The sequence below is a fragment of the Kitasatospora sp. HUAS MG31 genome, assembly GCF_040571325.1.
GTDB classification, from domain to species: domain Bacteria; phylum Actinomycetota; class Actinomycetes; order Streptomycetales; family Streptomycetaceae; genus Kitasatospora; species Kitasatospora camelliae.
Genome location: NZ_CP159872.1, coordinates 1,375,799 through 1,401,911, shown reverse-complemented (window position 1 = coordinate 1,401,911; position 26,113 = coordinate 1,375,799). Strand labels below are relative to the sequence as shown.

Annotated in this window: 25 protein-coding genes; 10 read left to right on the top strand and 15 right to left on the bottom strand. The window is 74.7% G+C overall.

All coding sequences use genetic code 11. The features are described from left to right. Positions 1 to 72 precede the first annotated feature (72 nt). Positions 73 to 639: a TetR/AcrR family transcriptional regulator gene (locus ABWK59_RS06665; protein ID WP_354638678.1), complete on the bottom strand. Its 567-nt coding sequence runs from the start codon at positions 637 to 639 to the stop codon at positions 73 to 75. Between the two features lie 83 nt (positions 640 to 722). Further along, positions 723 to 1,982 carry a glycerophosphodiester phosphodiesterase gene (locus ABWK59_RS06660; protein WP_354638677.1) on the bottom strand — a complete coding sequence of 420 codons (1,260 nt, stop codon included), beginning with the start codon at positions 1,980 to 1,982 and terminating at the stop codon, positions 723 to 725. A gap of 199 nt (positions 1,983 to 2,181) precedes the next feature. Here ABWK59_RS06660 and ABWK59_RS06655 point away from each other — a divergent pair, with 199 nt between their 5' ends. Further along, complete coding sequence (locus tag ABWK59_RS06655; RefSeq protein WP_354638675.1) at positions 2,182 to 2,403, top strand: hypothetical protein; 222 nt, start codon at positions 2,182 to 2,184, stop codon at positions 2,401 to 2,403. 10 nt (positions 2,404 to 2,413) lie between these two features. Here ABWK59_RS06655 and ABWK59_RS06650 read toward each other — a convergent pair whose 3' ends face one another. Further along, on the bottom strand, positions 2,414 to 2,572 hold the full coding sequence (locus tag ABWK59_RS06650; RefSeq protein ID WP_354638673.1) for a hypothetical protein: 159 nt from the start codon (positions 2,570 to 2,572) through the stop codon (positions 2,414 to 2,416). A 167-nt stretch (positions 2,573 to 2,739) separates the two neighbouring features. On the opposite strand from ABWK59_RS06650, the gene ABWK59_RS06645 reads away from it, so the two are divergent. From ABWK59_RS06645 to ABWK59_RS06615, 7 genes are all read left to right on the top strand, one after another. Next, entirely contained in the window at positions 2,740 to 3,453 is a 714-nt protein-coding gene (locus tag ABWK59_RS06645) for an alpha/beta fold hydrolase (RefSeq protein ID WP_354638672.1), read from the top strand. A 201-nt stretch (positions 3,454 to 3,654) separates the two neighbouring features. Then, positions 3,655 to 3,957 carry an urease subunit gamma gene (locus ABWK59_RS06640; RefSeq protein WP_354638671.1) on the top strand — a complete coding sequence of 101 codons (303 nt, stop codon included), beginning with the start codon at positions 3,655 to 3,657 and terminating at the stop codon, positions 3,955 to 3,957. A gap of 14 nt (positions 3,958 to 3,971) precedes the next feature. Beyond that, positions 3,972 to 4,283: an urease subunit beta gene (locus ABWK59_RS06635; RefSeq protein WP_354644845.1), complete on the top strand. Its 312-nt coding sequence runs from the start codon at positions 3,972 to 3,974 to the stop codon at positions 4,281 to 4,283. Further along, a complete protein-coding gene (locus ABWK59_RS06630; protein WP_354638669.1) occupies positions 4,276 to 6,147 on the top strand; it encodes an urease subunit alpha in 1,872 nt (623 codons plus the stop codon). Before ABWK59_RS06635 ends, ABWK59_RS06630 begins: the two co-directional genes overlap by 8 nt. Positions 6,148 to 6,174: 27 nt before the next feature. Further along, positions 6,175 to 6,852, top strand: coding sequence for an urease accessory protein UreF (locus ABWK59_RS06625; RefSeq protein WP_354638667.1), 678 nt, complete (start codon positions 6,175 to 6,177; stop codon positions 6,850 to 6,852). A gap of 4 nt (positions 6,853 to 6,856) precedes the next feature. Further along, a complete protein-coding gene (gene ureG, locus ABWK59_RS06620) occupies positions 6,857 to 7,576 on the top strand; it encodes an urease accessory protein UreG (RefSeq protein WP_354638665.1) in 720 nt (239 codons plus the stop codon). After that, positions 7,573 to 8,352 carry an urease accessory protein UreD gene (locus ABWK59_RS06615; RefSeq protein ID WP_354638664.1) on the top strand — a complete coding sequence of 260 codons (780 nt, stop codon included), beginning with the start codon at positions 7,573 to 7,575 and terminating at the stop codon, positions 8,350 to 8,352. Before ureG ends, ABWK59_RS06615 begins: the two co-directional genes overlap by 4 nt. 71 nt (positions 8,353 to 8,423) lie before the next feature. On the opposite strand, the gene ABWK59_RS06610 is transcribed toward ABWK59_RS06615, so the two are convergent. The 3 genes from ABWK59_RS06610 to ABWK59_RS06600 form a co-directional block, all read right to left on the bottom strand. Further along, a complete protein-coding gene (locus ABWK59_RS06610) occupies positions 8,424 to 9,368 on the bottom strand; it encodes a cytochrome c oxidase assembly protein (protein WP_354644844.1) in 945 nt (314 codons plus the stop codon). Between the two features lie 278 nt (positions 9,369 to 9,646). Beyond that, positions 9,647 to 10,969 carry an FUSC family protein gene (locus tag ABWK59_RS06605; protein WP_354638662.1) on the bottom strand — a complete coding sequence of 441 codons (1,323 nt, stop codon included), beginning with the start codon at positions 10,967 to 10,969 and terminating at the stop codon, positions 9,647 to 9,649. Positions 10,970 to 10,974: 5 nt separating this feature from the next. Continuing rightward, positions 10,975 to 11,973, bottom strand: a complete 999-nt coding sequence (locus tag ABWK59_RS06600) for a 2-hydroxyacid dehydrogenase (RefSeq protein ID WP_354638660.1) — start codon at positions 11,971 to 11,973, stop codon at positions 10,975 to 10,977. Positions 11,974 to 12,247: 274 nt separating this feature from the next. Here ABWK59_RS06600 and ABWK59_RS06595 point away from each other — a divergent pair, with 274 nt between their 5' ends. Further along, positions 12,248 to 13,777 (top strand): M28 family metallopeptidase, encoded by a 1,530-nt coding sequence (locus ABWK59_RS06595; RefSeq protein ID WP_354638658.1) that lies wholly within the window; start codon positions 12,248 to 12,250, stop codon positions 13,775 to 13,777. Between the two features lie 146 nt (positions 13,778 to 13,923). After that, positions 13,924 to 14,763, top strand: coding sequence for a pentapeptide repeat-containing protein (locus ABWK59_RS06590; RefSeq protein ID WP_354638656.1), 840 nt, complete (start codon positions 13,924 to 13,926; stop codon positions 14,761 to 14,763). Between the two features lie 148 nt (positions 14,764 to 14,911). Here the strand turns inward: ABWK59_RS06590 and ABWK59_RS06585 are convergent, their stop codons facing one another. The 9 genes from ABWK59_RS06585 to ABWK59_RS06545 form a co-directional block, all read right to left on the bottom strand. Further along, positions 14,912 to 15,937 (bottom strand): 6-phosphofructokinase, encoded by a 1,026-nt coding sequence (locus ABWK59_RS06585; protein WP_354638654.1) that lies wholly within the window; start codon positions 15,935 to 15,937, stop codon positions 14,912 to 14,914. Between the two features lie 300 nt (positions 15,938 to 16,237). Then, positions 16,238 to 16,966 (bottom strand): type 1 glutamine amidotransferase, encoded by a 729-nt coding sequence (locus ABWK59_RS06580; RefSeq protein ID WP_354638652.1) that lies wholly within the window; start codon positions 16,964 to 16,966, stop codon positions 16,238 to 16,240. 44 nt (positions 16,967 to 17,010) lie between these two features. Beyond that, a complete protein-coding gene (locus ABWK59_RS06575) occupies positions 17,011 to 18,270 on the bottom strand; it encodes a MurT ligase domain-containing protein (protein ID WP_354638650.1) in 1,260 nt (419 codons plus the stop codon). A 374-nt stretch (positions 18,271 to 18,644) separates the two neighbouring features. Next, positions 18,645 to 19,379, bottom strand: a complete 735-nt coding sequence (locus ABWK59_RS06570) for a tryptophan 2,3-dioxygenase family protein (RefSeq protein WP_354638647.1) — start codon at positions 19,377 to 19,379, stop codon at positions 18,645 to 18,647. Further along, entirely contained in the window at positions 19,376 to 20,359 is a 984-nt protein-coding gene (locus tag ABWK59_RS06565) for a diiron oxygenase (RefSeq protein WP_354638645.1), read from the bottom strand. Before ABWK59_RS06565 ends, ABWK59_RS06570 begins: the two co-directional genes overlap by 4 nt. Continuing rightward, positions 20,356 to 21,585, bottom strand: a complete 1,230-nt coding sequence (locus ABWK59_RS06560; RefSeq protein ID WP_354638643.1) for an aminotransferase class I/II-fold pyridoxal phosphate-dependent enzyme — start codon at positions 21,583 to 21,585, stop codon at positions 20,356 to 20,358. The genes ABWK59_RS06565 and ABWK59_RS06560 overlap by 4 nt, the downstream gene beginning before the upstream one ends. Beyond that, the gene (locus tag ABWK59_RS06555; RefSeq protein ID WP_354638641.1) at positions 21,585 to 22,418 is read right to left on the bottom strand and encodes an SDR family NAD(P)-dependent oxidoreductase; all 834 of its coding nucleotides are present in this window, start codon (positions 22,416 to 22,418) and stop codon (positions 21,585 to 21,587) included. Before ABWK59_RS06555 ends, ABWK59_RS06560 begins: the two co-directional genes overlap by 1 nt. Positions 22,419 to 23,062: 644 nt before the next feature. Then, on the bottom strand, positions 23,063 to 24,424 hold the full coding sequence (locus ABWK59_RS06550; RefSeq protein WP_354638639.1) for a GNAT family N-acetyltransferase: 1,362 nt from the start codon (positions 24,422 to 24,424) through the stop codon (positions 23,063 to 23,065). Between the two features lie 94 nt (positions 24,425 to 24,518). Beyond that, positions 24,519 to 25,955: a pyridoxal phosphate-dependent decarboxylase family protein gene (locus ABWK59_RS06545; protein WP_354638637.1), complete on the bottom strand. Its 1,437-nt coding sequence runs from the start codon at positions 25,953 to 25,955 to the stop codon at positions 24,519 to 24,521. Positions 25,956 to 26,113 lie beyond the last annotated feature (158 nt).

Sequence of the window (26,113 nt, the reverse complement as noted above, 5' to 3'; positions counted from 1 at the left end):
GGGGGGAGAACTGCGCGAATCGGAAGGGTGAGGCCTGCACCCTGGTCGACCCATGACGGGGGCGCCCCCGCGTCAGAGCAACTGTCGGGCTGCGTGGCCGGCGTGGAGGAGAGGGAGGCGGCTGTGCTGGACGCGGGCGAGCAGGAGGGCTCCCTCGACCAGGGCGAGGGCGGCGCCGGCCGCCGCCTCGGCGCCCGGCCGGTCGCGGCCGTCCCGCACCAGCAGTGCCGCCAGCTCCCGCTGCCAGGCGCCGTAGGCGTCCTCGCAGATGCGCCGCAGCGGCTCGTTCCCCGCCGCGACCTCCAGGGCGACGGTGGCGATCGGGCAGCCCTTGGCCCAGCCGGACTCCTCCATCCGGTCGCCGAAGAGCTCCAGAAGGCCGGCGACCACCTCGGCGGCGGAGAGCTCCCCGCCGCACATCCGGCCGATCAGCAGCTCGACGTCCCGTCCGGCCTCGGTCAGAGCCTGGCCGACCAGCTGGTCCTTGCCCTCGGGGAAGTGGAAGTACAGCGACCCGCGCGGGGCGCCGCTCTCCGCCAGCACCTGATTGAGCCCGGTGCCGTAGTACCCCTGGGCCTCGATCAGCACCCGGGTCGCCTGCACCAGCCGCGCCCGGGTCTCCTCACCCTTCGCTCCCATGCGGGAAACAGTAGACCGATCGGCATATTCCTGTCCAGGGCGGGGTGCGCGGGAGAACAGGGCCACGCACCCCGGACGGTTCCTCAGCCCACGCCGCGGGAGGCCCAGAAGTCCGCGCGGGCGAGCCGGGAGCTGTCCGCGTTGTCGGTGAACACCCCGTCCACGCCCAGCTCGAAGAGCCGGCGGGCCCACCCGATGGAGTCGCCGTACGCCGCCGGGTCCGTACCGTGGCGGAAGTCGGCGGGCAGGAAGCCGTTCTCGTTGCGGACCGTCCACGGATGCAGCACCAGGCCGGCCGTGTGCGCGTCGGCGACCAGGGTGGTGGGCGGCAGCAGGCGGCCGGTGGCCGGGTCGGTGGGGGCGATCAGCTGGGTGGTCGGGCCGATGCCGTGGGCGAAGGAGGCGAGCCAGCGCAGCCCGTTCGGCGTCACCAGGTCGGCCACCGTCCGCGGGTCGCCGGCCAGTTCGAAGTCGTACGGCCGGGTGGTGGGCCCGCTCAGCAGCTGGACGCGGGGGTTGTCGACCAGGGCGGCGAGGCGCTGGAGGCTGCCGGGCTCGAACGACTGGAGGATCGCGCGCCCGCGGCGGCCGGCCAGTCCGGCGCGGCGCAGCTCGTCCGCCAGTCGCTCCTCCAGCGGCAGGCCGATCGACCGGAAGTAGCTGGGGTGCTTGGTCTCGACGTACAGCCAGACCTCGCGGCCGGTGGTCCGGGCGCGGCGCGCGGCGAACTCGGTCACCTCGCGGAAGGTCGGCACCGGCCAGCGGCCGTCGTAGAGGGTGTTGCGCTGGCGCTGCTCCGGCAGGCGCTCCTTGGCGCGCAGGGTGCGCAGTTCGGCGAGGGTGAAGTCCTCGGTGAACCAGCCGGTCTGCGGCTGGCCGTCGATCGTCCGGGTGGTCCGCCGGCCGGCGAACTCGGGGTGCGCGGCGACGTCGGTGGTCTCCGCGATGTTGTTCTCGTGCCGGACGACCAGGTGGCCGTCCTTGGTGGGCACCAGGTCCTGCTCGATCACGTCCGCGCCGAGGTCCAGCGCCAGCTCGTACGAGCCGAGGGTGTGCTCGGGGCGGTAGCCGCTGGCGCCGCGGTGGCCGACCACCAGCGGGTGCGGCAGCCGGTCCAGGCCGGTGCCGGTGCGGACGGGGGAGCGGGTGCCGGCGACCGGCTGCTCCGACTGCCCCTGCGCGGCGGGCCCGCCGTCGGCCGGTCCGCTCCCGGCTGGTCCGCCCTCGGCTGCCGCCGCGCTGCCCGCGCCGCCTCCGAGTGTGGCGACGCCCAGGCCCGCGGCGCCGGTGGCACGCAGGAACGAACGGCGCGAGGCGCCCTCTTCCGTCGAACGGTGTGTCATGTTCCCTCCCAGGTCGGTCCGGTCCTACCCGCGAACCCTAGGGTTCACCGCCGGACCGGCCGGTGAACCGGGAACGAAGCACCGCCCAATCCCGGCCGAACGCCGGGCCGCCGGGAAACCCGGTTGTCCGCCCCGGAGGTCCGTGCGATCCTCGACCGCCGCCGCGCGACCACGCCGGCCACCGTCGAGAGGACCCGTCTTGCCCACACCGTCCGGCTTCACCCACCAGCAGCGCCCCGACGGCACGGTGGAGGTCCGGCACCACGGCAAGGTCGCGGCCACCCTGCGCGGGCCCCGGGCCGAGGAGTTCCTCGACGAGGTCGAGTCGGGCGACCCGCAACTGGTCATGGCGCGCTGGACGGGCAACTACAAGCGGGGCAACGAGCGCACCGCCAAGCAGCACCCGCGCAACCGCCGCTGAGCCCGGCCGCTCAGCCGGTGAACGGCTCGTCCGCGGTGGCGGTCCGGTCGCGGCGCCGGGCCAAGGGCAGGCCGACACACCCGAGCAGGGCCAGCGCGGCGGAGACCTCGGCGTGCGCGGTCAGCCGTGGGACCGGGGCCGTGTCCCGCCGTCCCGCTTCCGTCGGCATGCGCAACTCCCGCCCTCCCGTGCCGTGGTGTCCACCGTACGGGAGGTCCTCCGAGCCGCGGGGCGGACGGCCTGGGGGCATCGCCCGGGTCGGCTCGGCGGAACCGGTGGGTACGCCCCCGGCGAACCCCGGTGGGGGCGGGCGGGGATGCGGGTAGCGTCCGGGGCATGGGTGAGGCGATGCGCGGGGGCGAGCCGCGGAGTGCGGTGGTCGGCGGGGTGCGGCTGGCGTACCGGGTGTGGGGTGAGGAGACCGGCGCGCCGCCGGTGGTGCTGCTGCACGCGCTCGGCGAGACCTCCGCGGACTGGGCGGACATCGCCCCGGGTCTGGCGGACGGCCGGCGGGTGTACGCGTTCGACCTGCGCGGCCACGGCGACAGCGACCGCCCGGGCGGGTACGGGCTGGAGCAGATGCGCGAGGACGTGCTGGGCCTGCTGGACCTGCTCGGCTCGGGGCCGGTGGACCTGGTCGGGCACTCGACGGGCGGGGTGGTGGCGTACCTGACCGCCGCCGAACGGCCGTCCGCGGTGCGGAGGCTGCTGCTGGAGGACGTCCCCGCGCCGCTGCCGCGCGAGCCCTCCACCCCGGTCCGGCCCGAGGGCCCGCTCGCCTTCGACTGGGCGGTGGTCCCTGCGGTCAGGGCGCAGATCGACCGGCCGGACCCGGCGTGGCTGGACCGGCTCGCCCGGATCACCGCGCCGACCCTGGTGGTGGCGGGCGGCCCGGAGAGCCACGTCCCGCAGCAGGGGATCGCCGAACTGGCGCGCCGGATCCCGGTCTGCCGGGTCGTCACGATCCCGGTGGGCCACCTGGTGCACGCCGCTCGTCCGGAGGAATTCACCGCCACGGTAAGGGAGTTCCTGTCGGCCGGAGCCTCCTGACCGGTCCCGGACCGCGACCGCTCGCGGGTTCGGGGGCGCATGTGCGCCTGCGGCCCGCCACCGGGTGATTCCGCGCGCCCACGGCGCGTCGCTGGTTACCGGGCCGAAAGCCGGGCGTAATCGGCGCTGAACAATCGACTGCTCGACTTGCCCGATTCGACCGGCCGAGAGCCTCAGCACTCCCACCCGAGGTGTCCGCAGATGAAGCTCACCCCGCACGAGCAGGAACGCCTGCTCATCCATGTGGCCGCCGACGTGGCCCGCTCCCGGCAGGCCCGCGGCCTGCGGCTGAACCATCCCGAGGCGGTGGCCCTGATCACCTCCCACGTCCTGGAGGGTGCCCGCGACGGCCGGACCGTGGCCGAGTTGACGCAGTCCGGCCGCGGGGTGCTCGCCCGCGCGGACGTGATGGACGGCGTCCCGGAGATGATCCCGGAGGTCCAGGTGGAGGCCACCTTCCCGGACGGCACCAAGCTGGTCACCGTCCACGGGCCGATCCGGTGACCGCCGCGCGGCCGGTGGTCCCCGGCGAGATCCTGTACGGCGAGGGCGTGATCGGGCTCAACGAGGGCCGGCCGGTCACCCGGCTCACCGCGCTGAACGCGGCCGACCGGCCGATCCAGGTCGGCTCCCACTACCACTTCGCCGAGGCCAATCCCGGCCTGGAGTTCGACCGCGCCGCCGCCCGCGGGCAGCGGCTCAACATCCCGGCCGGCACGGCCGTCCGCTTCGAACCGGGGATCCCGGTCGCGGTCGAGCTGGTCCCGCTCGGCGGCCGTCGCGAGGTCCACGGCCTGCGCGGGGAGACCGGAGGCCCGCTCGATGCCTGAGCAGCCCGTCGCCCTCGACGCACCCGAGCCGCCCGCCGTACCGGGGCCGACCGCCGTGCCCGAGCCGCCCGCAGTACCGGGGCCGACCGCCCTGCCCGAGCCGACCGCCGTTCCCGAGCCGACGGGACCGTTGAGGCCGGCCGCTCGCCGTCCCGCCCTGGTGGTCGGCCGTGAGCGGTACGCCGACCTGTACGGGCCGACCGTCGGCGACCGGATCCGGCTGGCCGACACCGACCTGCTGATCGAGATCGAGGAGGACCGTGCCGCGGGCGGTGACGAGGCGGTGTTCGGCGGTGGCAAGGTGATCCGCGAGTCCATGGGGCAGAGCCGCGCCGGCCGGGCCCAGGGCGCCCCCGACACCGTGATCACCGGCGCGGTGGTGCTGGACCACTGGGGTGTGGTCAAGGCCGACGTCGGCATCCGGGACGGTCGGATCACCGCCCTCGGCAAGGCCGGCAACCCCGAGACCATGGACGGCGTCCACCCCGCCCTGGTGATCGGCCCCGAGACCGAGGTGATCTCCGGCAACGGCCGGATCCTCACCGCCGGCGCGGTCGACGCCCACGTCCACTTCATCGGCCCGCAGCTCGCCGACACGGCCCTGTCCGCCGGCATCACCACCCTGGTCGGCGGCGGCACCGGTCCGGCCGAGGGCAGCAAGGCCACCACCGTCACGCCCGGCGGCTGGCACCTGGCCCGGATGTTCGCCGCCCTGGACGACCTGCCGCTCAACATCGGCCTGCTGGGCAAGGGCAACACCGTGGACACCGCGGCCATGCACGCCCAGCTCCGCGGCGGCGCGATCGGGTTCAAGATCCACGAGGACTGGGGCGCGACCCCGGCCGCGATCGACGCCTGCCTGCGCGTCTGCGAGCAGTCCGGCGCCCAACTCGCCATCCACACCGACACATTGAACGAGGCAGGCTTCGTCGGCGACACCCTCGCCGCCATCGCCGGACGCGGCGTCCACGCGTACCACACCGAGGGCGCCGGCGGCGGGCACGCCCCGGACCTGATCACCGTGGTCTCCGAGCCCAACGTGCTGCCCAGCTCCACCAACCCGACCCGGCCGCACACCGTGAACACCGTGGACGAGCACCTCGACATGCTGATGGTCTGCCACCACCTCAGCCCGCACGTCCCGGAGGACCTCGCCTTCGCCGAGTCCCGGATCCGGCCCTCCACCATCGCGGCCGAGGACGTCCTGCACGACCTGGGCGCGATCTCCATCATCAGCTCGGACTCCCAGGCGATGGGCCGGATCGGCGAGGTGGTGCTGCGCACCTGGCAGACCGCGCACGTGATGAAGGCCCGCCGCGGCGCCCTGCCCGGCGACGGCCGGGCCGACAACCACCGGGCCCGCCGCTACGTCGCCAAGTACACCCTCAACCCGGCCGTGGCCCAGGGCATGGACCACGAGATCGGGTCGGTGGAACCCGGGAAGCTGGCCGACCTGGTGCTCTGGTCGCCGGCCTTCTTCGGGGTCAAGCCGGACCTGGTGATCAAGGGCGGCCAGATCGCCTGGGCGCAGATGGGCGACGCCAACGCCTCCATCCCCACCCCGCAACCCGTGCTGCCCAGGCCGATGTTCGGCGCCCGGGGCCGGGCCGCCTCGGCGAACTCGCTCAACTTCACGGCGAGGTCGGCGATCGACGACGCCCTGCCCGAACGCCTGGGCCTGGCCAAGCCGTTCACCGCCATCCGCAACACCCGGGGCGTCACCAAGGACCACATGGTCAACAACACCGCCCGCCCGGACGTCCGGGTCGACCCCGACACCTTCACCGTCGCCATCGACGGCGAGCGGGTGACGCCCGCGCCGGCGAGCGAACTGCCCATGGCGCAGAGGTACTTCCTGTTCTGACCGGCGGGTGCTCGTGGGGCACCCGGGGTGGACCCCTCATGGAAGGAGCAGTCCCTGTCCGCTTTCCTCCTCCTCGCCGACGGACGGTTCCCGGCCGGCGGCCACGCCCACTCCGGCGGTGCCGAGGCCGCCGTCGCGGCCGGCCGGGTGCACGACACCGCCAGCATGGCCGCCTTCCTCACCGGCCGCCTGCACACCGCCGGACTCACCGCCGCCGCCCTGGCCGCCGCGGCCGCCGCCGGCGGCGACCCCGCCGCACTCGACGAAGCAGCCGACGCCCGGACCCCCTCGCCTGTCCAGCGCGCCACCAGCCGCCGCCTGGGACGCCAGCTGCTGCGGGCCGCCCTCGCGGCCTGGCCGCACCCCGACCTCCACCGCCTGCGCGAGCGACACCCGCGCGGCGCCCACCAGCCCGTCGTCCTCGGCGCCACCGCCAGGGCCGCCGGCCTCACCCCCGCCCAGGCGGCCGGCATCGCCGCGTACGAGAGCGTCAACGGCCCCGCCACCGCCTGCCTCCGCCTGCTCGGACTCGACCCCTACCGGGTCGCCGCCGAACTCGCCCGGCTCGCCCCGCAGGTGGACGCCGTGAGCGCGGACGCCGTCCGCGCCGCCGAACGCGGCGAACTGCCCGCCGCCTCCGCCCCGCTGCTCGACCTGTACGCCGAGCGGCACAGCACTTGGAAGGTGCGTCTCTTTGCATCGTGACCACGTGGACCTCCACGAAGCCCCGGCCCGCCACACCCACCAGAGCGCCGGCCCGTCCGCGGACGGCGCCGACGGCCCGCGCGTCGACGGCCCGCACGCGCTGCGGATCGGCCTCGGCGGGCCGGTCGGCTCCGGCAAGACCGCCACCGTCGCCGCGCTCTGCCGGGCGCTGCGCGACGAACTGTCGATCGCGGTCGTCACCAACGACATCTACACCACCGAGGACGCCGAGTTCCTGCTGCGGAACGCCGTCCTGCCGCCCGAGCGGATCACCGCCGTGGAGACCGGCTGCTGCCCGCACACCGCCATCCGCGACGACATCTCCGCCAACCTGGAGGCCGTGGAGGACCTGGAGGCCACCGTCGGCCCGCTCGACCTGGTGCTGGTCGAATCCGGCGGGGACAACCTCACCGCCACCTTCAGCCGCGGCCTGGTCGACCACCAGGTCTTCGTCATCGACGTCTCCGGCGGCGACAAGATCCCCCGCAAGGGCGGCCCCGGCGTCTCCACCTCCGACCTGCTGGTGGTCAACAAGACCGACCTGGCCCCGCTGGTCGGCGCCGACCTGGAGGTGATGGCCCGCGACGCCAGGACCCAGCGCGGCGACCTCCCCACCGTGTTCACCTCCCTCGCCACCGCGGACGGCGTCGCCCCGGTGGCCGCCTGGGTCCGCGCCCGGCTCGCCGACCGGGCCCGCGCGACCGGAGGCGGGACACCGGAGTGAGCCCCTTCGAGGCGCGGACGGCGCCGGCCGCCACCACGGCCGCCACCGCGCGGATCACGGCCGAGCCGGACGGGCGGGGCGGCACCGACCTGCCCGTGCTGGCCGGCGGCGGACCGATCGCCCTGCGCCGCACCCGGGGCACCCACCCGGCCCGGGTGGTGATCGTCGGCTCGATGGCCGCGCCGATCGGCGGCGACCACCTCGCGCTCCGCGCCGAGGTCCGGCCAGGCGCCGCCCTGGAGGTCGGCAGCGCGGCCGCCACCGTCAGCCTGCCCTCCGCCGACCGGCGGCCCGCCCGGTACGACCTCGACCTCGCGGTCGGCGAGAACGCGGAGTTGCACTGGCTCCCCGAACCGGTGATCGCCGCCGCCGGCAGCCACCTGATCACCACCACCCGCATCGACCTCGCGGAGACCGCCCGGCTGCGGTACCGGGAGGAACAGGTCCTCGGCCGCCACCACGACTGGGCGCGGGGCGCCGGGACCGGGCGGATCACCGCGCGGCTCACCGTACGGCGGGGCGGGCGGCTGCTGCTCGACCAGCAGACCGACCTCGGGCCGGGGGCACCGGGGTGGGACGGGCCGGCGGTGCTGGGTGGGCGGCGGGCGTGCGGGCAGCTGCTGGTGGTGGGGGTGGGGGCGGGGGAGGCCGGTGAGGTGGAGACGGGTGAGGGGGAGGAATCACTGATGGAGCTGGCGGAGGCGGAGGCGGGGGCGGCGGTGCGGGTGGCGGTGGGGGTGGATGCGGGGGTGGTGCGGAGGTTGCTGGGGTTCTGAGGTGGGCGGGGGCGCGGGGCTGAAAGCAGGACGCCCGCCTCCGGTGGGAAGGCGGGCGTCGGGGTGGTGGGTCAGGCGGTGCGCTTGTCGAGGGAGGCGAGGTAGGCGTTGTAGGCGGCGAGCTCGGCGTCGCCGTCGCGGTCGGCGGCGCGGTCGCGGCGGCGGGCCTGGCGTTCCTCGGAGCGGGCCCACTGGAGGGTGAGGGCGATCAGCACGATGGCGGTCGGGATCTCGCCGAACGCCCAGGTGATGCCGCCGGCGATCTTCTGGTCGTCCAGCAGGTGCGTCCCGGGCGGGGCGGTGGCCGCGCCGAAGGTGGTGACCAGCTGGCCGGTGGCCATCATCACCGCCACGCCGAAGAAGGCGTGGAACGGCATCCCCATGAACAGCTCGATGATCCGCATCACGAACCCGGGCCGGTGCGGCCCCGGGTCCACGCCCATGATCGGCCAGAAGAAGAGCATGCCGACCGCCAGGAAGTGGACCATCATCCCGATGTGCCCGATCCGGTACCCCATCAGGAAGTCGAACAGCGGGGTGAAGTACAGCGCGTACAGGCTGGCGATGAACATCGGGATGGTGAACGCCGGGTGCGAGACCACCCGGATGTACCGGCTGTGCAGCAGCGCCACCAGCAGCTCGCGCGGTCCGCGGCCGCGGCCCTTGCCGGCCGGGCGCAGCGCCCGCAGGGCGAGGGTGATCGGCGCGCCGAGCAGCAGCAGGATGGGGGAGAGCATGGACAGCACCATGTGCTGGATCATGTGGGCGCTGAACAGCACCATGCCGTAGTCGTTCAGCCCGGTGTTGGTGGCCAGGAGGATGGTGCCGACGCCGGCCGTCCAGGCGATCACCCGGCCGACCGGCCACCTGTCGCCGCGGCGCCACAGCCGGACGGCTCCGGCCGTGTAGAGGCCGAGGGCGACCAGGCAGCCGATCAGGAACGGCCAGTCCGGCGACCAGTCGAGGGCGTTGGAGAGGGTGAACGGTCCGAGCGTGTCCCCTCCGTGGTGGTGCATCCCTGCCATGCCGTCGCCCATCGGCGGGTCCCGCTTTCCGTCATGCCGCCCGTCCGGCGCCGCGCGCCCGGTCCGGTTCGTCCGTTTTGCTTCCGGACCAGCGTAGGCGGGCCTTACGACCGGCCCGCACCCGGCCCCACCCCCCCGCCACGTCCGACCCGCCCGGGCGGTACGACCGCGGACGACCGCGCACGACCGGGCGGTACGACCGCGTACCACCGCGGACGACCGCGTACGAGCCGTGACCGGAAGCCCGGAGACGTGCCGGACCGGGGTGGTCAGCCGCGTGCCGCCGGGGCGGGCGGGCGGGCCCGCTTGGTGCCGTCGCCGCGGCGCTCGCCCCGGGCGAGGCGTCGCAGCCGGCCGAGCCGGGAGAACCGGTCGCGGTTGGCCACCGAGGCCCGGTCCAGCTCCTCCATCAGCCGCTGCGCCCGGTGCTCCAGGTCGAGCTCGTCGAGGATCCGGTCGATCTCGGCCAGCAGCGAGCCGTGCAGCTGCCAGGCCCCCGGGTGTTCCTGCACCCGGCGCAGCAGCATCTGGGCCACGCGTTCGCGGACCGAGCGGGCGGCGGCGAGTTCGGAGGCGAGCCGGTCCTCGGCCTCCTCGGCGTTCCGGCTGACCTGGGCGGTGACCACGACGGCGAAGCTGACCAGGGCGCCGCCGAGGTGGCCGAGCAGTTCCTCCATCTCCACCGCGACGTCGGGGGCGAGCAGGGCCTCGCCGCGCTCGCGGCGCTTGGCCAGGTCGGTGAGGGAGCGGGCCAGCACCCGGATCACCACCACGCAGATCTCCAGGGTGTCCAGGCCGGTACGCAGCAGGACCCGGTCGACCACGCCCTCCTGGACCCGGGGGTTGAGCCGCAGGCTGTCCTCGGCCTGCCGCAGCGCGGCGTCCACGTCGGCGATCGCCTGGTCGAGCCGGCGGGCCTCGTGCAGCCGGGCGGCGGCCCGCTCCACCGGGGTCGGGGTGCCGAGCTCCTCGGCGATACCGAGCAGCAGCCGCCGGGCCCGGCGGGCGAGGTCCTCGACGGACTGGCCGGCCGACTCCACCCACACCGGCGGGACGAACACCAGGTTGAAGAGCAGGCCGACGACGGCGCCGATCAGGGTCTCCAGCACCCGGTCCCAGGCCTGGCTGGTCACCTGGGTGACGCCGAGCACCAGCATGGCGCTGATCGCCACCTCGTTGACGAACTCGTCGACCCGGACGAACTGTCCCACGGTCAGCGAGGCCAGGATGATCAGGCCCAGGCTCCACCAGCTCAGTCCCATCGCGGCGCTGAACCCGATCGCGATCACCACCCCGACCACCACCGAGTTCACCCGGCGGACGCTGGTGGTGAGGGTGGAGTACAGGGTGACCTGGACGACCAGCAGCGCCGTGAGCGGGGCGGTCAGCGGGGCGGGTTCGTTGCTGAGCTGCAGGGCGACCACATAGCTGAGGGTGGACGCGGCGGTGGCCCGGAGGGTCAGGGCCACGACCGGGTCGTGCAGGCCCCGGCGGGCGAGGGCGACCAGCCTGCGGGCCGGGGCGGTCAGCGGGTTCGGTCGGCCGGCGAAACGATTCGTCCCGGCGCCGGGGCGGCTCGGCGGGGCGGGCATCGGGGCTAGCGGATGCCGGCGACGAGGGTGTTCGCGCCGGTCCGGCCCTCGGCGAAGTCGTCCACGTTGCGGACGGTCGCCGCGATGATCTGCCCGACGGCGGTCCGGGTGAAGTACCCCTGGTGGGAGGTGACCACCACCTGGGGGAAGGTCATCAGCCGGGCCAGCACGTCGTCGGTCACGCCCTCGACCGAGCGGTCGGTGTAGAAGACCCCGGCCTCCTCCTCGTACACGTCCAGCCCGACCCCGGCGAGCCGGCCGGAGCGCAGGCTCTCCACCAGGGCGGCGGAGTCGACCAGCCCGCCGCGGCTGGAGTTGATCAGGATGGCGTCCTGCTTCATCAGGGCGAGGGCGGTCGCGTCGATCAGGTGGCGGGTCTCGGGGAGCAGCGGGACGTGCAGGCTGATCAGGTCGCTGCGGGTCAGCAGCTCGTCGCGGTCCACGTAGGTCATACCGAGGTCCAGGCAGTCCGGGTTCGGGGCGATGTCCCAGCCGAGCAGCTCGGTGCCGAAGCCGTGGGCGATCCGGGCGAAGCAGGCGCCGATCCGGCCGGTGCCGAGCACGCCGATGGTCATCCCGTGGATGTCCCGGCCGAGCAGCCCGTCCAGCCGGAAGTCGAAGTCGCGGGTGCGGTTGGCCGCCCGGGTCAGGTGCCGGTTCACGGCGAGCGCCAGGCCCCAGGCGTGCTCGGCGACCGAGTTCGGGCTGTACGCGGAGACCCGGGAGACGGTCAGGCCCAGGTCGGCGGCGGCCTTGAGGTCGATGTTGTTGTACCCGGTGGAGCGCTGGGCGATCAGCCGGGTGCCGCCGGCGGCGAGGAGTTTCAGGGTCTCGGCGGTCAGCTCGGCGTTGACGCTGGTGCACACCGCCGGGACGCCGGCGGCCAGCGGGGCGGTGTCCCGGTTGAGGGAGGCGGACAGGCAGCGGAGGTCGTGCCGGCCCGCGAAGGCGGCCTCCAGCAGGGGTCGCTCGTCCGTCTGCACGCCGTAGGCGAGGATCTCCATCCCGTCACCGTAGGGCGCGGGCGCGCGGCGGTCGAGGGTGCCTCGCCGGGGCCGGGCGGCGGGATGGCTCGTTCGGCGGCGCGCCGGGCGGCGGCGGGCCGGCGCCTCCCGGAAGGCGGGTTTCCGGCAGGCGGGTGCCTCCCGGCCGGTGGGGACGGGGACGGGAGGGGGCGCGGCATTCGGCTGACATCGCGTCACATCCCGTCCGCACGATGGCGGTTCGCCCGGCGAGTGGGTAGCTTGCTGGCACCACGGACCGTCGGAAGGATGCGCTGTGCCCGCACGTACCCGCCGTACCGCCCGATCCGCCCTCGCCCTCGCCGCGTTGACCGCACCCCTGGTGCTGGCCGGCGCCGCGGACGCCTCGGCCGACGACCCGGCCCGCCGGGGCGAGCGGTTGGCCCGCCGCCTGGTCCACCTGAGCAGCGCCGACGGTGCCCGCCGGACGCTGGAGCGCCTCCAGCGGATCGCGGACGGCAACGGCGGAACCCGGGTGGCCGGGTCGGAGGGCCACCGCCGGTCCGCCGAGTACGTGGAGGAGCGGGCCCGTCGCGCCGGGCTGCTGGTCTCCCGCCACGAGTTCGACTTCGTCTTCACCCAGACCCTCGCCGAGCACCTGCGGATCCTCACCCCGCAGGCCGAGGACGTGCCGGTCCGCGCCATGACCTACTCCGCCAGCACCCCGGAGGGCGGGATCACCGCGCCGGTGGCGGTGGTGCCGGTGGACGACACCACCGGCTGCGAGGCGGCCGACTACACCGCCGCCTTCGCCGGCAAGGTCGCGCTGATCAAGCGAGGCGGCTGCACCTTCGCCGCCAAGCAGGCCGCCGCCGCGGACGCCGGGGCGGTGGCCGCGATCATCTACAACAACCTGGACGGCGAGCTCTCCGGCACCCTCGGCGACCCGGCGGCCGCCCGGATCCCCACCGGCGGCATCGGCAAGGCCGCCGGGGAGGCGCTCGCCGCCCGGGCCGCGGCCGGCCCGGTGGACGTCGCCCTGGAGATCCGCACCCACCACGAGACCCGCCGCACCTGGAACGTCATCGCCGAGACCCGGGGCGGCGACCCGGCCGACACCGTCATGGTCGGTGCCCACCTGGACTCCGTCCTCGACGGGCCCGGCATCAACGACAACGGCTCGGGCTCCGCGGGCATCCTGGAGGTCGCCGAGCACCTGGGCCACAACCCGGTCCGCCACAAGGTCCGGTTCGCCTGGTGGTCGGCCGAGGAGTTCGGCCTGGTCGGCTCCGAGGCGTACGTGGACTCGCTCCCCGCCGAGGAACGGGCCCGGATCCGGCTCTACCTCAACTTCGACATGATCGGCTCCCCCAACGCCGCCCAGTTCGTCTTCGACGGGGACGACTCCGACCACGTCGGCTCGCCCGCCGGACCGGCCGGCTCCGCCCAGATCGAGCGCCTGATCAACGGCTACCTGGACGGCCGCCGGCTGCCGCACGAGGGCACCGACTTCACCGGACGCTCCGACTACGGCCCGTTCATCGCCGTCGGCATCCCGGCCGGCGGTACCTTCACCGGCTCCGAGATCCTCAAGACCCAGGCCCAGGCCGAGCGGTACGGCGGCACCGCCGGCACCGCCTTCGACCCCTGCTACCACCAGGCCTGCGACACCCTCGCCAACATCGACGAGCACGCCCTGGACGTCAACATCGACGTCATCGCCCACGCGGTCGGCACCTACGCCTGGGACCTCTCCTCACTGACCGCCCCCCTCGCCCCCGAGGACACCCGGGGCCTGGCCGGCAGCGGCGGCGGACGCCAGCAGGCGGGCCCGGCCACCGCGTAGCGCACCGGGCCGGGCCGGGCGGCGGAGCGGGCGGGGAGGCAGCGGAGCGGGGAGGACGGCGGGGCCCGGTCGATAGGGTGGGACGGAGGCGGTCCGCCCGGAACCGCCCCGTCCTGCCCCGTCCCGCCCCGAGGAGACCCCGAGCGTTGTCCGAGACCCGTTCCACCGCCCGGCCCGAGCCCGACCGGACCCGCCTGAACCTGCTCTCCGACTGCGGGAGCTGCTTCGGGCTGTGCTGCGTCGCGCTCGCCTTCTCGGCCAGCTCGGACTTCGCCGCGAACAAGGACGCCGGCACCCCCTGCCGCAACCTCCGGGACGACTTCCGCTGCGGCATCCATCGCGACCTGCGGCAGCAGGGCTACCGCGGCTGCACCGTCTTCGACTGCTTCGGCGCCGGCCAGAAGGTCTCGCAGAGCACCTTCGACGGACGTAGCTGGCGCGAGCACCCCGAGACGGCGGAACGGATGTTCCAGGTCTTCCCGGTGATGCGGCAGCTCCACGAACTGCTCTGGTACCTCGCCGAGGCGCTCACCCTCCCGGCCGCCCGGCCGGTCCACGCCGAACTCCGCGACGCCCTCACCCGCACCGAGCAGCTGACCGGGGGCAGCCCCGAGGAGATCCTCGCGACGGACGTGGCCGCCCACCGCGGCGAGGTCAACACCCTGCTGCTGCGGGCCAGCGACCTGGTCCGGGCCGAGGTCCGGCGCAAGCCGATGGACCGCCGGGGAGCGGACCTGATCGGGGCGCGGCTGCGGAACGCGGACCTGCGCGGGGCGAACCTGCGGGGCGCGTACCTGATCGCCGCCGACCTGCGGGGCGCCGACCTGCGGGCGGCGGACCTGATCGGGGCGGACCTGCGTGACGCCGACCTCCGCGGGGCGGACCTGACCGGCAGCATCTTCCTCACCCAGGCCCAGCTCAACGCGGCCCGCGGCGACGCGGCGACCAGGCTCCCGCAGGGCCTCGCGCTACCTACCCACTGGTAACCGCGCAACCGGGCGGGCACGGAAAGGGGCGCGGGGAACTGCGCGCGGCGGGAGGGCTCGACGTGAGCTGTCTTCCGTGCGCAGTCCCGCGCCCCTGTTGTGGTGTCCGCTCTGGCACCGGGGCCCGCTCTCGGGGTACCCGGGTGGGTCAGATGACGGTTTCGGCTTCGACGTAGCGCTCGGCCGGGACGGTCTTGAGCTCGGCGACGGCCTCCGCGAGGGGGACCAGGCGGATGTCGGTGCCCTGGAGGGCGGTGATGTGGCCGAAGGCGCCCTTGTGGACGGCCTCGACGGCGTGCCAGCCGAAGCGGGTGGCCAGCACCCGGTCGTACGCGGTGGGCGTGCCGCCGCGCTGGGTGTGGCCGAGGATCACCGGGCGGGCCTCCTTGCCGAGGCGGTGCTCCAGCTCGCGGGAGAGCTGGGTGGCGATGCCGGTGAACCGCTCGTGGCCGTACATGTCCTTGGTGCCCTCCTCCCACGCCATGGTGCCGGGCTCCGGCTTGGCGCCCTCGGCGCAGACGACGATGGCGAACTTCTTGTGCCGGTCGAAGCGCTCCCGGACGACCTCGGTGAGCTTGTCGATGTGGAAGGGGCGCTCGGGCACCACGATGGCGTGGGCGCCGGCGGCCATGCCCGCGTTGAGGGCGATCCAGCCGGTGTGACGGCCCATCACCTCGACGACCATGACCCGCTGGTGGGACTCGGCGGTGGTCTTGAGCCGGTCCAGCGCCTCGGTGGCGACGGAGACGGCGGTGTCGAAACCGAAGGTGACGTCGGTGCAGGCGATGTCGTTGTCGATGGTCTTCGGGACGCCGACCACCGGCAGGCCGCCGTCGCTCATCAGCTTCGCGGCCTTGAGGGTGCCCTCGCCGCCGATCGGGATGACCGCGTCGATCCCGAGGTCCGCGCAGAGCCGCTTGGCGCGCTCGACGCCGTCCCGCAGGTGGCTGGGCTGCACCCGGGAGGAACCGAGGATCGTGCCGCCCTGGGCGAGGATGCCGCTCACCGACTCCAGGGTCAGGGGGCGGTGGACGCCCTCGAGGAGACCGCGCCAGCCGTCCTGGAAGCCGATGATCTCGTCGCCGTGGTCGACCACCCCCCGGTGGACCACGGAACGGATCACGGCGTTCAGGCCGGGGCAGTCACCGCCGCTGGTCAGGACACCAATTCGCATTGCTTTGCAACTCCCGAGCAGAACCGGACGGCCGGACTGGTGGGTGGGTCGGGTCGCGCCCGAACCCAGCCGTGCTCCGCAGCATACGGCGACCTGCGTCCGGCCGGGCAGGTTGCCGGCGCGGGAGCGGCATCGTCGACGTCTCCGCGCATTCTGCATGTCGCCCCCCGTTGGGGGTGCGTTCCCCCGAGGGGGTGTCCGGACACCGAGGAGGGTGTGCGTCCGGCTCCTATTCTCTTATGGATTCGCCCCGTGGTGGGCCGACCGACCACATCGCGGGCGATCGGTCGGCCCGCCGGCTCACGCCGGACGGCTGGTGGCGGCGATCCGCTCCTCGCGGAGCGCGTCGTACCACGTGGTGTCCGCCGGCGGGAGCGCGTTGACGTCCAGCGCCAGCTTGATCAGCATGTCGGCGACGGCGGGGTTGCGGGCCATCACCGGACCGTGCAGGTAGGTGCCGAAGACGGTGTCCCGCCAGGCGCCCTCGGTGCCGTCGCCGGTGCCGTTGCCGCGGCCGACCTTCACGGTGGCCAGCGGGGTGGCGTCAGGCCCGAGGTGGGTGACGCCCTGGTGGTTCTCGAAACCGGTCAGCTGCGGCAGGCCGAGCTTCGGGTCGACGTCGGCGAGCACGTCGCCGACGCAGCGGGCGCCCTCGCCGCGGACCGTGCGCACGTCCAGCAGGCCGAGGCCCTGCTCCCGCTCGCCGAGGTCGTTGATGAACTCGTGGCCGAGGATCTGGAAACCGGCGCAGACCGAGAAGATGATCGCGCCGTTCTCCGCCGCCCGGACCAGGCCGCCGTCGTTGCGCAGCCGCTCGGCGGCCAGGCGCTGCGGACGGTCCTCGCCGCCGCCGATCAGGTAGATGTCACCGCTGGTGGGCACCGACTGGTCGGAGCGGACGTCGATCCGGGTCACCCCCAGCCCGCGCTGGCGGGCCCGGCGCTCGACGACCAGGGCGTTGCCGCGGTCGCCGTAGGTGCTGAGCAGGTCCGGGTAGACCCAGACCAGCCGCAGGCTGCTCTCACTCATCTTGGAAGGCCTTCCGTACTGCTGCGGTTCGTTCGGGTAGGACATCAGCCGGCCGCCACCGCGCGGCGCAGCTGCTGGAAGGCCGTGTAGTTGGCGATCGCCTCGATCCGGCCGGCGGGGGCCTGCCTGACGGCCTCCTCCAGGGTCTCCACCACCTGGAACTGCAGGCCGGCGACCTCCAGCCGGACGGCCAGGTCCAGCTTGCGCTGGCCCATCACGAACACCGGGTGGCCGGCGAGCCGCTCGTAGTCCACGTCCCACAGCCAGGAGGTGTCGGTGCCGTCGGCGTCCAGCGCGTTCACCGAGAGGACCACCGGGGCGGGCGGGCCGTCGATCAGCGAGAAGGTCTCCAGCCAGCCGGCCGGGTTCTTGGCCAGCAGCAGCCGGACGTCGCGGCCCTGGTACTGGACCACGTCGTAGCGGCCGGCCACGGCCGTCACCGACTGCATCCGCTGCAGGGCGACCTGCGGGGCCACGCCGAACACGGCGGCCACGGCGGCCGAGCTGGTGGCGTTGGCCAGGTTGGCGCGGCCCGGCAGCTGGAGCTGGATCGGCCAGGCACCACGGTGCGGGTCGATCACGTGGGTGCCCTGGAGCGCCCAGTGCGGGTTCGGCCGGCGGAAGCCGCACTCGCCGCAGAACCAGTCGTCGCCCGGGCGCTGCATCACGCCGCCGCAGGACGGGCAGGACCAGGCGTCCTCCTTCCACGCCTGCCCGGCGGCCACCCAGACCACCTTCTTGCAGGAGGAGGCGGCCCAGGTCACCAGCGGGTCGTCCGCGTTGGCGATGATCACCGCGTCGGAGTCCTTGAGGCCCTCGCGCCACTTCTCGGCCATCATCCGGGTCTCGGCGGCGCGGTCGAGCTGGTCGCGGGAGAGGTTCAGCAGGGCGATGGCCTTGGGCCGGGTGTCCCGGGCGACCGTGGCCAGGTACTTCTCGTCGACCTCGATCACGCCGAACCGGGCGTCGCCGCCACCGGCCAGGGCGGCGGTGATGCCGGCCGGCATGTTGGCGCCGAGCGCGTTCGAGACCACCGGGCCGGCGGCGCGGAGCGCCTCGGCGATCAGCCGGGTGGTGGTGGTCTTGCCGTTGGTGGCGCTGACCAGCACGACGTCCAGGTGCTCGGCCAGCGTCGCCAGCAGGTCCGGGTCGAGCTTGAGCGCGATCTTGCCGCCGATCACCGAGCCGCTGCCCCGGCCTGCCTTCTGCGAGAGCGCGGCGGCCATCTTGCCGGCCGTCACGGCGATCTTGGCGCGGGCGGGCAGCGAGGCGTCGCGACCGGCTTCCGAATCGGTGCCTGGCATGCTCTGTGGTTCCTCCTTGCTGCGGCACCGCCCGGGGTCGTGCGGTGACCGTCGGACGGCGGGGACGGGGCCAGCCTACCCACTCCGGGTTCCGCAGCCGAGCGCCGGACCCGCCGCGGCCTGCCAGGACGGCCCACTGGTACGCCGACGGACCGTCCCCACGCGGTCCGGGCCGGGGCCCGGGCGCTCTGCGAGGGCTCTCCGCTCGGGCGGGATTCTCCAGGGGCGCGAGGAACTGCGCGGGGCGGGAGGGCTCTACCTCGGCTGTCTCCCGTTTCGCGCAGTTCTCCCCCAGCCTTCGGCTGGGAGGTGCCCCACGCGCCCCTGGGGTAACCGGTTGCGCACTGAAGGGGCGCCTGGGGTCCGGTTGGCGGCTAGCGGTGGGTGAGTTCGGGGAAGAAGCGGTGGTCGGCGCGTTGGCGGAGGTACTGGACGCCGGTGCTTCCGCCGGTGCCGGGGCGGGTGCCGATCTGGCGTTCCGCCACCAGGGAGTGGCGGTAGCGCCAGGCGGCCCACGACTGGTCGTAGCCGTGGAGGGCGTCGGCCAGGTCCGCGGCGGGCTCCAGCTCGGGGTCGCGGAGCAGCCGGGCGTACGCGGCCTCCCGCGCCGGCGGGTCGGAGACGTCCAGGCCGGCCTTGGCGAGGACGGCGAGGAAGCCGTCCCAGAGGCTGGGCTCGGCCAGCCGCCGTTCCAGCCGGGTGCGTTCGGCGGGGGTCAACCAGGTGAGCCGGTCGGGGAGGCGGGGGTCGGAGCGGCCGGCGAGGACCTCCAGTTCGTGGAACTGGGCCGACTGGGCGCCGCTGGCGGTGCCGAGCGAGCCGCGGAAGGCGAGGAACTCCTGCGGCGGAAGGGTGTCCAGCAGGCCGACGGTGTCGAGCAGGGCCCGCTGGACGCCGGCGCAGCGGGCCAGCCGCCGCAGCGGGACGCGGGTCTCGCCGGCGAGCATCCGGTCGCGGGCGTCGGTGAGGTCGTGCAGCAGCAGGTCGAACCAGAGCTCGTGGACCCGGTGCACGGTGACGAACAGCTGCTCGTCGTGCACCTCGCGGTCGGCCGGCCCGTCGAGGAGGGCGGCCAGCCCGAGGTACTCGCCGTAGACGACGTCGCTCACGGCAGGGTCACCCCACCGTCGCCGAGCCCGTGCGCGGCGAAGGCGTCGCGCACGCCGGGAAGGTCGAAGGCGCCGACGGAGGCGCAGAGCCGGAGGGTGGCCCTGGCCATCTCGTTGGTGCGGGCGGCGTCACCGGCGTAGCTGTCGCGGACCACCTCCAGGGCGGTCGTCCGGTCGAGCCCGGCCAGCCGGAGCGAGCCCTGGACGGGGGTGAGGTCCCAGGTCAGCGCGGCGTGGATGAGGCCGGGCAGGGCGCAGGCGGCGCGGATCCGCAGCGGCCGGTCGAGACGGGCCCACATCTCCTGGAACAGCAGCGAGAAGAAGCGGTGGTGGCGTCCCTCGTCCACGGCGTGATCGCGCATCAGGGTGCGGACCGTGCCGACCACGGTGGGGTCGCCGGGCAGTTGGTTGAGCACGGCGGTGATCAGCGTCTCGAAGACCACGGCCTGGAGCAGGGCGGCCAGGACGGGCTCCCCGGGCAGCAGCCGGGCGCCGGCCTCGGCGAGCCGGTCGACGAACCCGCCGTAGTCCCACGCGGGTACCGGGATGCCGGTGGCGGCGGCGACCTGGTCGGCCAGGTCGAGGCTGTACAGGGCGTGGTAGCCCTCGTCGCAGTAGACCTTGAAGGCGTCCATCCGCAGGGCGGCGTCCAGCCCGGGCAGGCCGGCCCGGTCGTTGGCCACCGCCTCGGCGGCGGCGTTCACCACCCGGGTCTCCAGGTGGGTGGTGGACAGCAGGAACTGGTAGAGGTGACGTATCGTCAACTCTCGTCTGAGGCCGGGGTCGAGACCTCGGACGGCCTCGTGGCCGAGGTGCGGGACGAGGGCCTCCGGGAAGAACACCAGGCCGCGCTCCTGGTCGGCGTGGAACATCCGGCGGACCCCGCCGCGCACCCCGGCCGCCTCGTACCAGCGGTCGAGCGGGCCGGGGCCGGTGCGCTGCGGCCGGACGGGCGCGGCGTCCAGGCGATCAGTGGTCATCGGGTACGGCCCTCCGGGCGCGGGGTCGGGGTGGTCAGGTGGGCGCCGAGCCGGGTCAGGGCGGTGCGGACGGTGGCGGGGTCGGCGGTGTGGCAGATCCGGAACCGGCCGGGCCGGTCGGCGTGGAAGACCTCGCCGGGCAGGACGGACACCCGGGTGCGGTCGAGCAGGTCCTGCCACAGGGCGCGTTCCCCGGCGAAGTCCTCGGCGGGCAGCCAGGCGGCGAGGTCGGCCCAGAGCGAGAACCCGGCCTGCGCGGGCAGGTGGGGGATGCCGGCGGCGTCCAGCAGGCCGGCGGCGGCGCGGTAGGAGGCGCCGAGCCGGCGGCGGTGCTCGGCGAGGAAGCCGTCCACCCAGTCCGGGTCGCCGAGCAGCCAGGCGAGCAGGGCCTGGGTGTCGGTGGCGACCGGGGCGAAGTAGGCGAAGGCGCGGGCGGCGGCCAGCACCTGCGGGTCGGTGCTGTGCAGCACCCCGGCCTTCAGTCCGGGCAGGCCGAAGTCCTTGGCGAACCCCCAGACCAGGTGGACGCCGGGCCGGCCGGCCAGGCTGGCGAACGGCTCGGCGCCGAACACCGAGCCGGCGTACACCTCGTCGGCGATCACCTCGACGCCGTGCCGGGCGGCGACCTCCAGCAGCCGGTCCAGGACGGCGGCCGGGTACACCCGGCCGGTCGGGTTGCAGGGGGAGGAGAGGGCGACGGCCCGGACCCGCAGCCCGTCCCGGCGGGCCCGTCCGACGGCGTCCTCCACCGCCTCCGGCAGCGCCTGCGGCTCCGCGTACGGGGTGGGCAGCAGGACGGCGCCGGAGCGGCCCGCGAGGTCGGTGTCGAAGGCGCCGTAGTAGGGCGCGGGGACCACGATCGCGTCGCCCGGGTCGCACAGGCTGGAGGCGACGGCGTCCAGGGCGGAGGTCGCGCCGCTGACCACGACCAGCTGGTCGCCCTTGACCGGGGCGCCGAGCAGCCGGGTCAGCAGGCCGGCGATCCGGTCGCGCAGCTCGTCGGTGCCGTGCAGCGGCGCGTACCGGGTCTGCTGCTCGGTGGTGGGCGGCCGGTCGGCGATCCGTTCGGCGAGCAGGTCCCAGACCAGGCGGTTCTCGGCGGTGCCGAGGTTGACGTACCCGTCGGGCCGCAGCTCGGGGTGGTACGGGTGCGCCTCGGCGCGGAAGTGCGCGTCGGCGATGGCGGGGGAGCCGGCCAGCAGGGCGGCCGCGGTGCGGGAGATCATCACACGCTCCCGGGGGCGCCGCTGGGGACGGCGTGGGCCGCCGGGCCGCCGAACAGGCCCGGGTGGACGCCGAGGCCCATCGAGGCGTCGATCACCGCGCCGTGCAGGGCGGCCGCCCCGTCGGTGGTCAGCCACCAGACGACCTCGGCGATCTCCTCGGGCCGGATCAGCCGTCCGCGCGGCAGCCTGGCCTCCAACTCGGCGCGCTGGTCCGGGGTCAGCGACCGCAGGGTGCTGGCCTCGAACATGGTGGTGGCCACCGCGCCCGGGCAGACGGCGAACACGTCGACGGGCCGGTGGACGAGTTCGGCGGCCAACTGCCGGGTGAGGTACGTCAGCGCGGCCTTGCTCATCCCGTCGGCGAGCCTGAACCCGGGGAACTGGGCGACCCCGCCGCCCACGCTGGAGATGTTCACCACCTTGCCGGAGCCGCGCTGCAGCATCCCGGGCAGCAGCTGCTGGATCAGCCAGAGCGGCCCCACCGCGTTGATCCGCAGCATGGCGGCGTCCTGCAGGTGGTCGGGGCCCGGGGCGTAGGTCTCCACGGTCTTCGAGCCGACGGCCGCGTTGTTGACCAACACGTCGACCGGCCCGGGGAGTTCCTCCAGCAGGCGGACGTGGTCCTCCCACTCGCCCTGGCCGAACTCGAAGGCCCGGACCCGTACCCCCAGCTCCCGCTCCAGCCCGGCGACGACCTCGGCGGCCCGCTCCCGGCCCGTCCGGTAGGTGAACCACACCTCGTCGCCGCTCCGGGCGAAGCGCTCCACACAGGCTCTTCCGATCCCGGCGGAGCCTCCGGTGATCAGCACGTTTCTCGGCCTTGCAGACGGCATGACGTCTCTCCCCATCGTTGGACGACTGAGTCCGTGGTCGGACGGCCGGCGGCGGGCGCACCCGGGGAACCGGGGCCGTGGCGCGTGCGGGAGCGCGAGCGGAGTCCCCGCACCGCGGCCGGGTACGGCCCGGATGGCGGGCCGCCGCGGGATTCATCTCCCGGTCGGTCTTCTCCGGCTCGCCGGCCCGGGTCTTCCCGGCGCTCTCCGGAACGCGCACGCCGCCGGGTGTGCCGCGACCCGGCGCAGGCCGGTGGCGGCCGTGGCTGTGTCCGGCATGGCAGGCGGCTCTCCGGTCGGTGGCAGGCGGGACGGGCGGTGAGCGGTGCGGTGGTGCTGCGCGGTGCGAGGTGGTGCGCGGTGCGGCTGCGCCGGCGCCGGGCCGATCGGGCCGGGCACGCGGGCAGGCGGGAGCCACCGGTATCTGACGACTCGTCAGAACGGCGCCCTTCGTGTGCACTCTAGGTGAAGATCGACGGCCGGTGGGGCGGAATACGAAGGATCGATCGACTCCGAATCGTGCGGCGGTCGGGTGGCGGCCGTGCGACGTCGGGCCGCCGCCGGCCGGGCCCGTCCACAGGTCCGGCCCGGCCGCGGGGGAGCGGCCGGGCCGGAACGGCGGGGAGGGTGGGGAGGGCGGGTGCTCAGCGGCCGGGGCGGACCTGCCACGGGCTGGGCAGCGAGTCCGCGGCCTCCGCCAGGTGCGCGGTGATCACCAGGGTGCCCTCCTCCACCTGGTAGTCCAGCGGCGCCGCGAGCCGCCGCATGGTGGAGATCAGGCCGGTGTTGGAGGAGTGCGTGACGGCGTACACCGTCACCACTCCCGCCTCCAGGGCCAGCGCCGCCATCCGGCGCAGCAGGTCCACGCCGAGCCCGCGCCGCTGCCAGGCATCCTCCACCAGCAGCGCCACCTCGGCGCCCTCGTCGTCCCACATCAGGTGGGCGAGCGCCACGATCCGCCCGTCGGAGGTCTCCACCGCCAGGGTCTGCCCGTGCCGCGGGTCCAGCAGGTGGTCCAGGTACCGGTCGGCGTCCCGGACCGGCCCGTGGTACCGCTTGCGCAGGGTGTCGGGGGAGCAGCGCCGGTGCATCTCCAGGGCGGCCGCCTTGTCCGCGGCGTCCGCCCGGCGCACGGTCAGGTCGGTGCCGGCCGGCAGGGTCAGTCGGGCCTCCACCTTGGGCACCCGCGGACCGAGCAGGGCGTCCAGCTCGACCAGCGCCTGCGCCCGGGCGAACTCGGTGGGGGTGAACGGCAGGTGCGGCCGGTGCAGTTCGATCAGGTCGCCGCCCGGCAGCGGCAGCCGCAGCAGGTGGCCGTCGACCCCGGCCGCCGCCTCCCGTCCGGCCGCAGGGTACTGCCGGATGGTGCACCGACCGAACAACTGGCGCAGTGCCACCGGCAGTTCGGAGGCGTCCAGGGCGGTCCGGGTGGCCAGGGCCAGCACGTGGGTCGGCACGTCCACCAGGTCGTGGGCGTCCGCCCGGTCCGTCCAGATGTCGTCGCCGCCGGCCGCGGCCACCGTCCGGACCAGCTCGGCCCGCTCCAGCGAGGCCGGCGCCCGGACGAAGAACTCGTCCACGGTCACGGTCGGCAGCGGGTGCGCCTGCATCGAGACGATGTTGACCCCGGCCTCGGCGAAGGCCGTGCAGATCCGGCCCAGGCTGCCGGGGGAGTCCTCGACGGTGGTCCGGACCCGCCAGAGCACCGTCTCGCCGAACCCCGGCACACCCCCGCTCACCGCGCCCCCCGGAGGGGGAGCGGGGGTGTCGGGCGTCGGCGGTCCGTGCGGATGGCGGTGCGCCCACCAGCTGTGGAACAGCGCGGTGGCGACCAGGGCGGCCGCCGAGGCGACCAGCAGGACCGGACCGTCGTGGCCGTGCACGACCAGGTTGGCCACCAGGTCGGCGGTGGCCACGGCGGTGAAGATCGCCGCGATCTCCACGGAGTCCCGGCGCCAGCGCTGGGCACGGGTGATTCTGGGCTGCGTACGCGTGGTGTCATCCATGCCAGCATGGTGGCCTGCTGCTGTTTCACGATCACGAATCCCCCGTGACCCGCCGGTTAATGTCTGCGCGAACCGCCCCCGGGCCGCCGCCCGGTCAGGATGCGGAGCGACCCTCCGTCAGTTCGGCCGCCGCCGCCCGGATCTCGGCGACCAGCAGCTCCAGGTCCCGCTCGGTGGTGGTGGCGTTCAACAGGCAGGCGCGGAGCACCTCCCGGCCCCGGTACACCGCGCCCGTGACGAACACCCGCCCGCGCAGCTGCACCGCCATCGGCAGCCGCCGGTTCAGCGCGTCCAGCTCCTCCGCGCCCATCCCGGCCGGCCGGTACCGGAACGCCACGATCGAGGTCTCCACCGGCGCCACCAGCTCCAGCTCCGGATCCCGCTCCACCAGCGCGCCCAGGTGCCGCGCCAGCTCCGTGCAGCGGGCGATGTCCGCCGCCACGCCGGCCCGTCCGCGGTGCGCGATCGACGCCCACACCTTCAGCGAACGGAACGGCCGGGTCTGCTCGGTGCCGTACTCCGAGAACCAGCCCAGGTCGCCGGCCGCCTCGTCCCGCAGGTACGAGGGCACCAGGCTGAACGTGCCGCGCAGCTCCTCGGTGTCCCGCACCAGCGCGCAGCCGCAGTCCACCGGGACGCCCAGCCACTTGTGCGGGTCCAGGGCCAGCGAGTCGGCCCGGTCCATACCCGCGTACCGGTGGGCGATCACCGGGTCCAGCACCCCGAAGGCGCCGTACGCGCCGTCCACGTGCAGCCACAGACCCTCCTCGGCGCACAGGTCGGCGGTCGGGTCGAACGCGTCCACCGCGCCGGTGCCCACCGTTCCCGCCGAGGCCACCACCAGGAACGGCAGCCGCCCGGCCGCCCGGTCCTCGGCCACCGCCGCCCGCAGCGCGGCCAGGTCCAGCCGGCCCTCCTCGTCCGTCGCCACCGCCCGCAGGTGCCGGCTGCCCAGGCCCAGCAGCTCGGCCGCCTTGCGGACGCAGGAATGGGTCTCCCCGGTCACGTACCCGACCAGCGGCGGCATTCCCGCCAGGCCCTCCTCCCGGACGTCCCGCCCGGCCCGGCGGGCCGCCCGGTTCCGGGCGGCGGCCAGGCAGACGATGGTGGCCATCGAGGTGCCGGAGGTCAGCAGACCGCCGCCGGGCGGGTGCGGGAAGCCCACCAGCTCGGCGATCCAGCGGACCACCGCGCGCTCCAGGTGCACGTCGGCGTGGTCGCCGCCGGCCGAGCTGGGGTTCATCGCCGACGCCGCCAGGGTGGCGAGGACGCCGGCGGGCTGCGGGGCGGAGTTCACCCAGCCGAAGAACCGCGGATTCCCGTTGCCCATCGGCGCGGGCATCACCCGTTCCCCGATCACCCCCAGCAGCTCGCCGAGCGGCACCCCCTTCTCCGGCAGCTCCAGCCCGAGCAGCGCCTCCCGCTCCCGCAGGGGCATCGGCTGCCACACCGGACGGGAGGGCAGCTCCTCCAGGTAGTCGGAGACCAGCTCGGCGGCGACCCGGGCGGCGGTACGGAAGTCATCGGTCACGACGGCGGCTCCATCGGGGGGCATGGAGGCGCGGCGTCCTCGGCGCACCTGGTCAGGTCGATCGTAGGGGACCCGGCAACGAGTGAGGGGGGCGCTGGGAACCGCGCGCGGCGGGAGGGCTCTACGTAAGCTGCTTCCGTCCTCGCGCAGTTCTCCCC

Excerpts from the sequence above, each read along its gene's own strand:
- ABWK59_RS06665 (WP_354638678.1), bottom strand. The coding sequence starts at position 639 with ATGGGAGCGAAGGGTGAGGAGACCCGGGCGCGGCTGGTGCAGGCGACC.
- ABWK59_RS06660 (WP_354638677.1), bottom strand. The coding sequence starts at position 1,982 with ATGACACACCGTTCGACGGAAGAGGGCGCCTCGCGCCGTTCGTTCCTG.
- ABWK59_RS06650 (WP_354638673.1), bottom strand. The coding sequence starts at position 2,572 with ATGCCGACGGAAGCGGGACGGCGGGACACGGCCCCGGTCCCACGGCTG.
- ABWK59_RS06645 (WP_354638672.1), top strand. The coding sequence starts at position 2,740 with ATGGGTGAGGCGATGCGCGGGGGCGAGCCGCGGAGTGCGGTGGTCGGC.
- ABWK59_RS06640 (WP_354638671.1), top strand. The coding sequence starts at position 3,655 with ATGAAGCTCACCCCGCACGAGCAGGAACGCCTGCTCATCCATGTGGCC.
- ABWK59_RS06630 (WP_354638669.1), top strand. The coding sequence starts at position 4,276 with ATGCCTGAGCAGCCCGTCGCCCTCGACGCACCCGAGCCGCCCGCCGTA.
- ABWK59_RS06610 (WP_354644844.1), bottom strand. The coding sequence starts at position 9,368 with ATGCACCACCACGGAGGGGACACGCTCGGACCGTTCACCCTCTCCAAC.
- ABWK59_RS06605 (WP_354638662.1), bottom strand. The coding sequence starts at position 10,969 with ATGCCCGCCCCGCCGAGCCGCCCCGGCGCCGGGACGAATCGTTTCGCC.
- ABWK59_RS06600 (WP_354638660.1), bottom strand. The coding sequence starts at position 11,973 with ATGGAGATCCTCGCCTACGGCGTGCAGACGGACGAGCGACCCCTGCTG.
- ABWK59_RS06585 (WP_354638654.1), bottom strand. The coding sequence starts at position 15,937 with ATGCGAATTGGTGTCCTGACCAGCGGCGGTGACTGCCCCGGCCTGAAC.
- ABWK59_RS06580 (WP_354638652.1), bottom strand. The coding sequence starts at position 16,966 with ATGAGTGAGAGCAGCCTGCGGCTGGTCTGGGTCTACCCGGACCTGCTC.
- ABWK59_RS06575 (WP_354638650.1), bottom strand. The coding sequence starts at position 18,270 with ATGCCAGGCACCGATTCGGAAGCCGGTCGCGACGCCTCGCTGCCCGCC.
- ABWK59_RS06565 (WP_354638645.1), bottom strand. The coding sequence starts at position 20,359 with ATGACCACTGATCGCCTGGACGCCGCGCCCGTCCGGCCGCAGCGCACC.
- ABWK59_RS06560 (WP_354638643.1), bottom strand. The coding sequence starts at position 21,585 with ATGATCTCCCGCACCGCGGCCGCCCTGCTGGCCGGCTCCCCCGCCATC.
- ABWK59_RS06555 (WP_354638641.1), bottom strand. The coding sequence starts at position 22,418 with ATGCCGTCTGCAAGGCCGAGAAACGTGCTGATCACCGGAGGCTCCGCC.
- ABWK59_RS06550 (WP_354638639.1), bottom strand. The coding sequence starts at position 24,424 with ATGGATGACACCACGCGTACGCAGCCCAGAATCACCCGTGCCCAGCGC.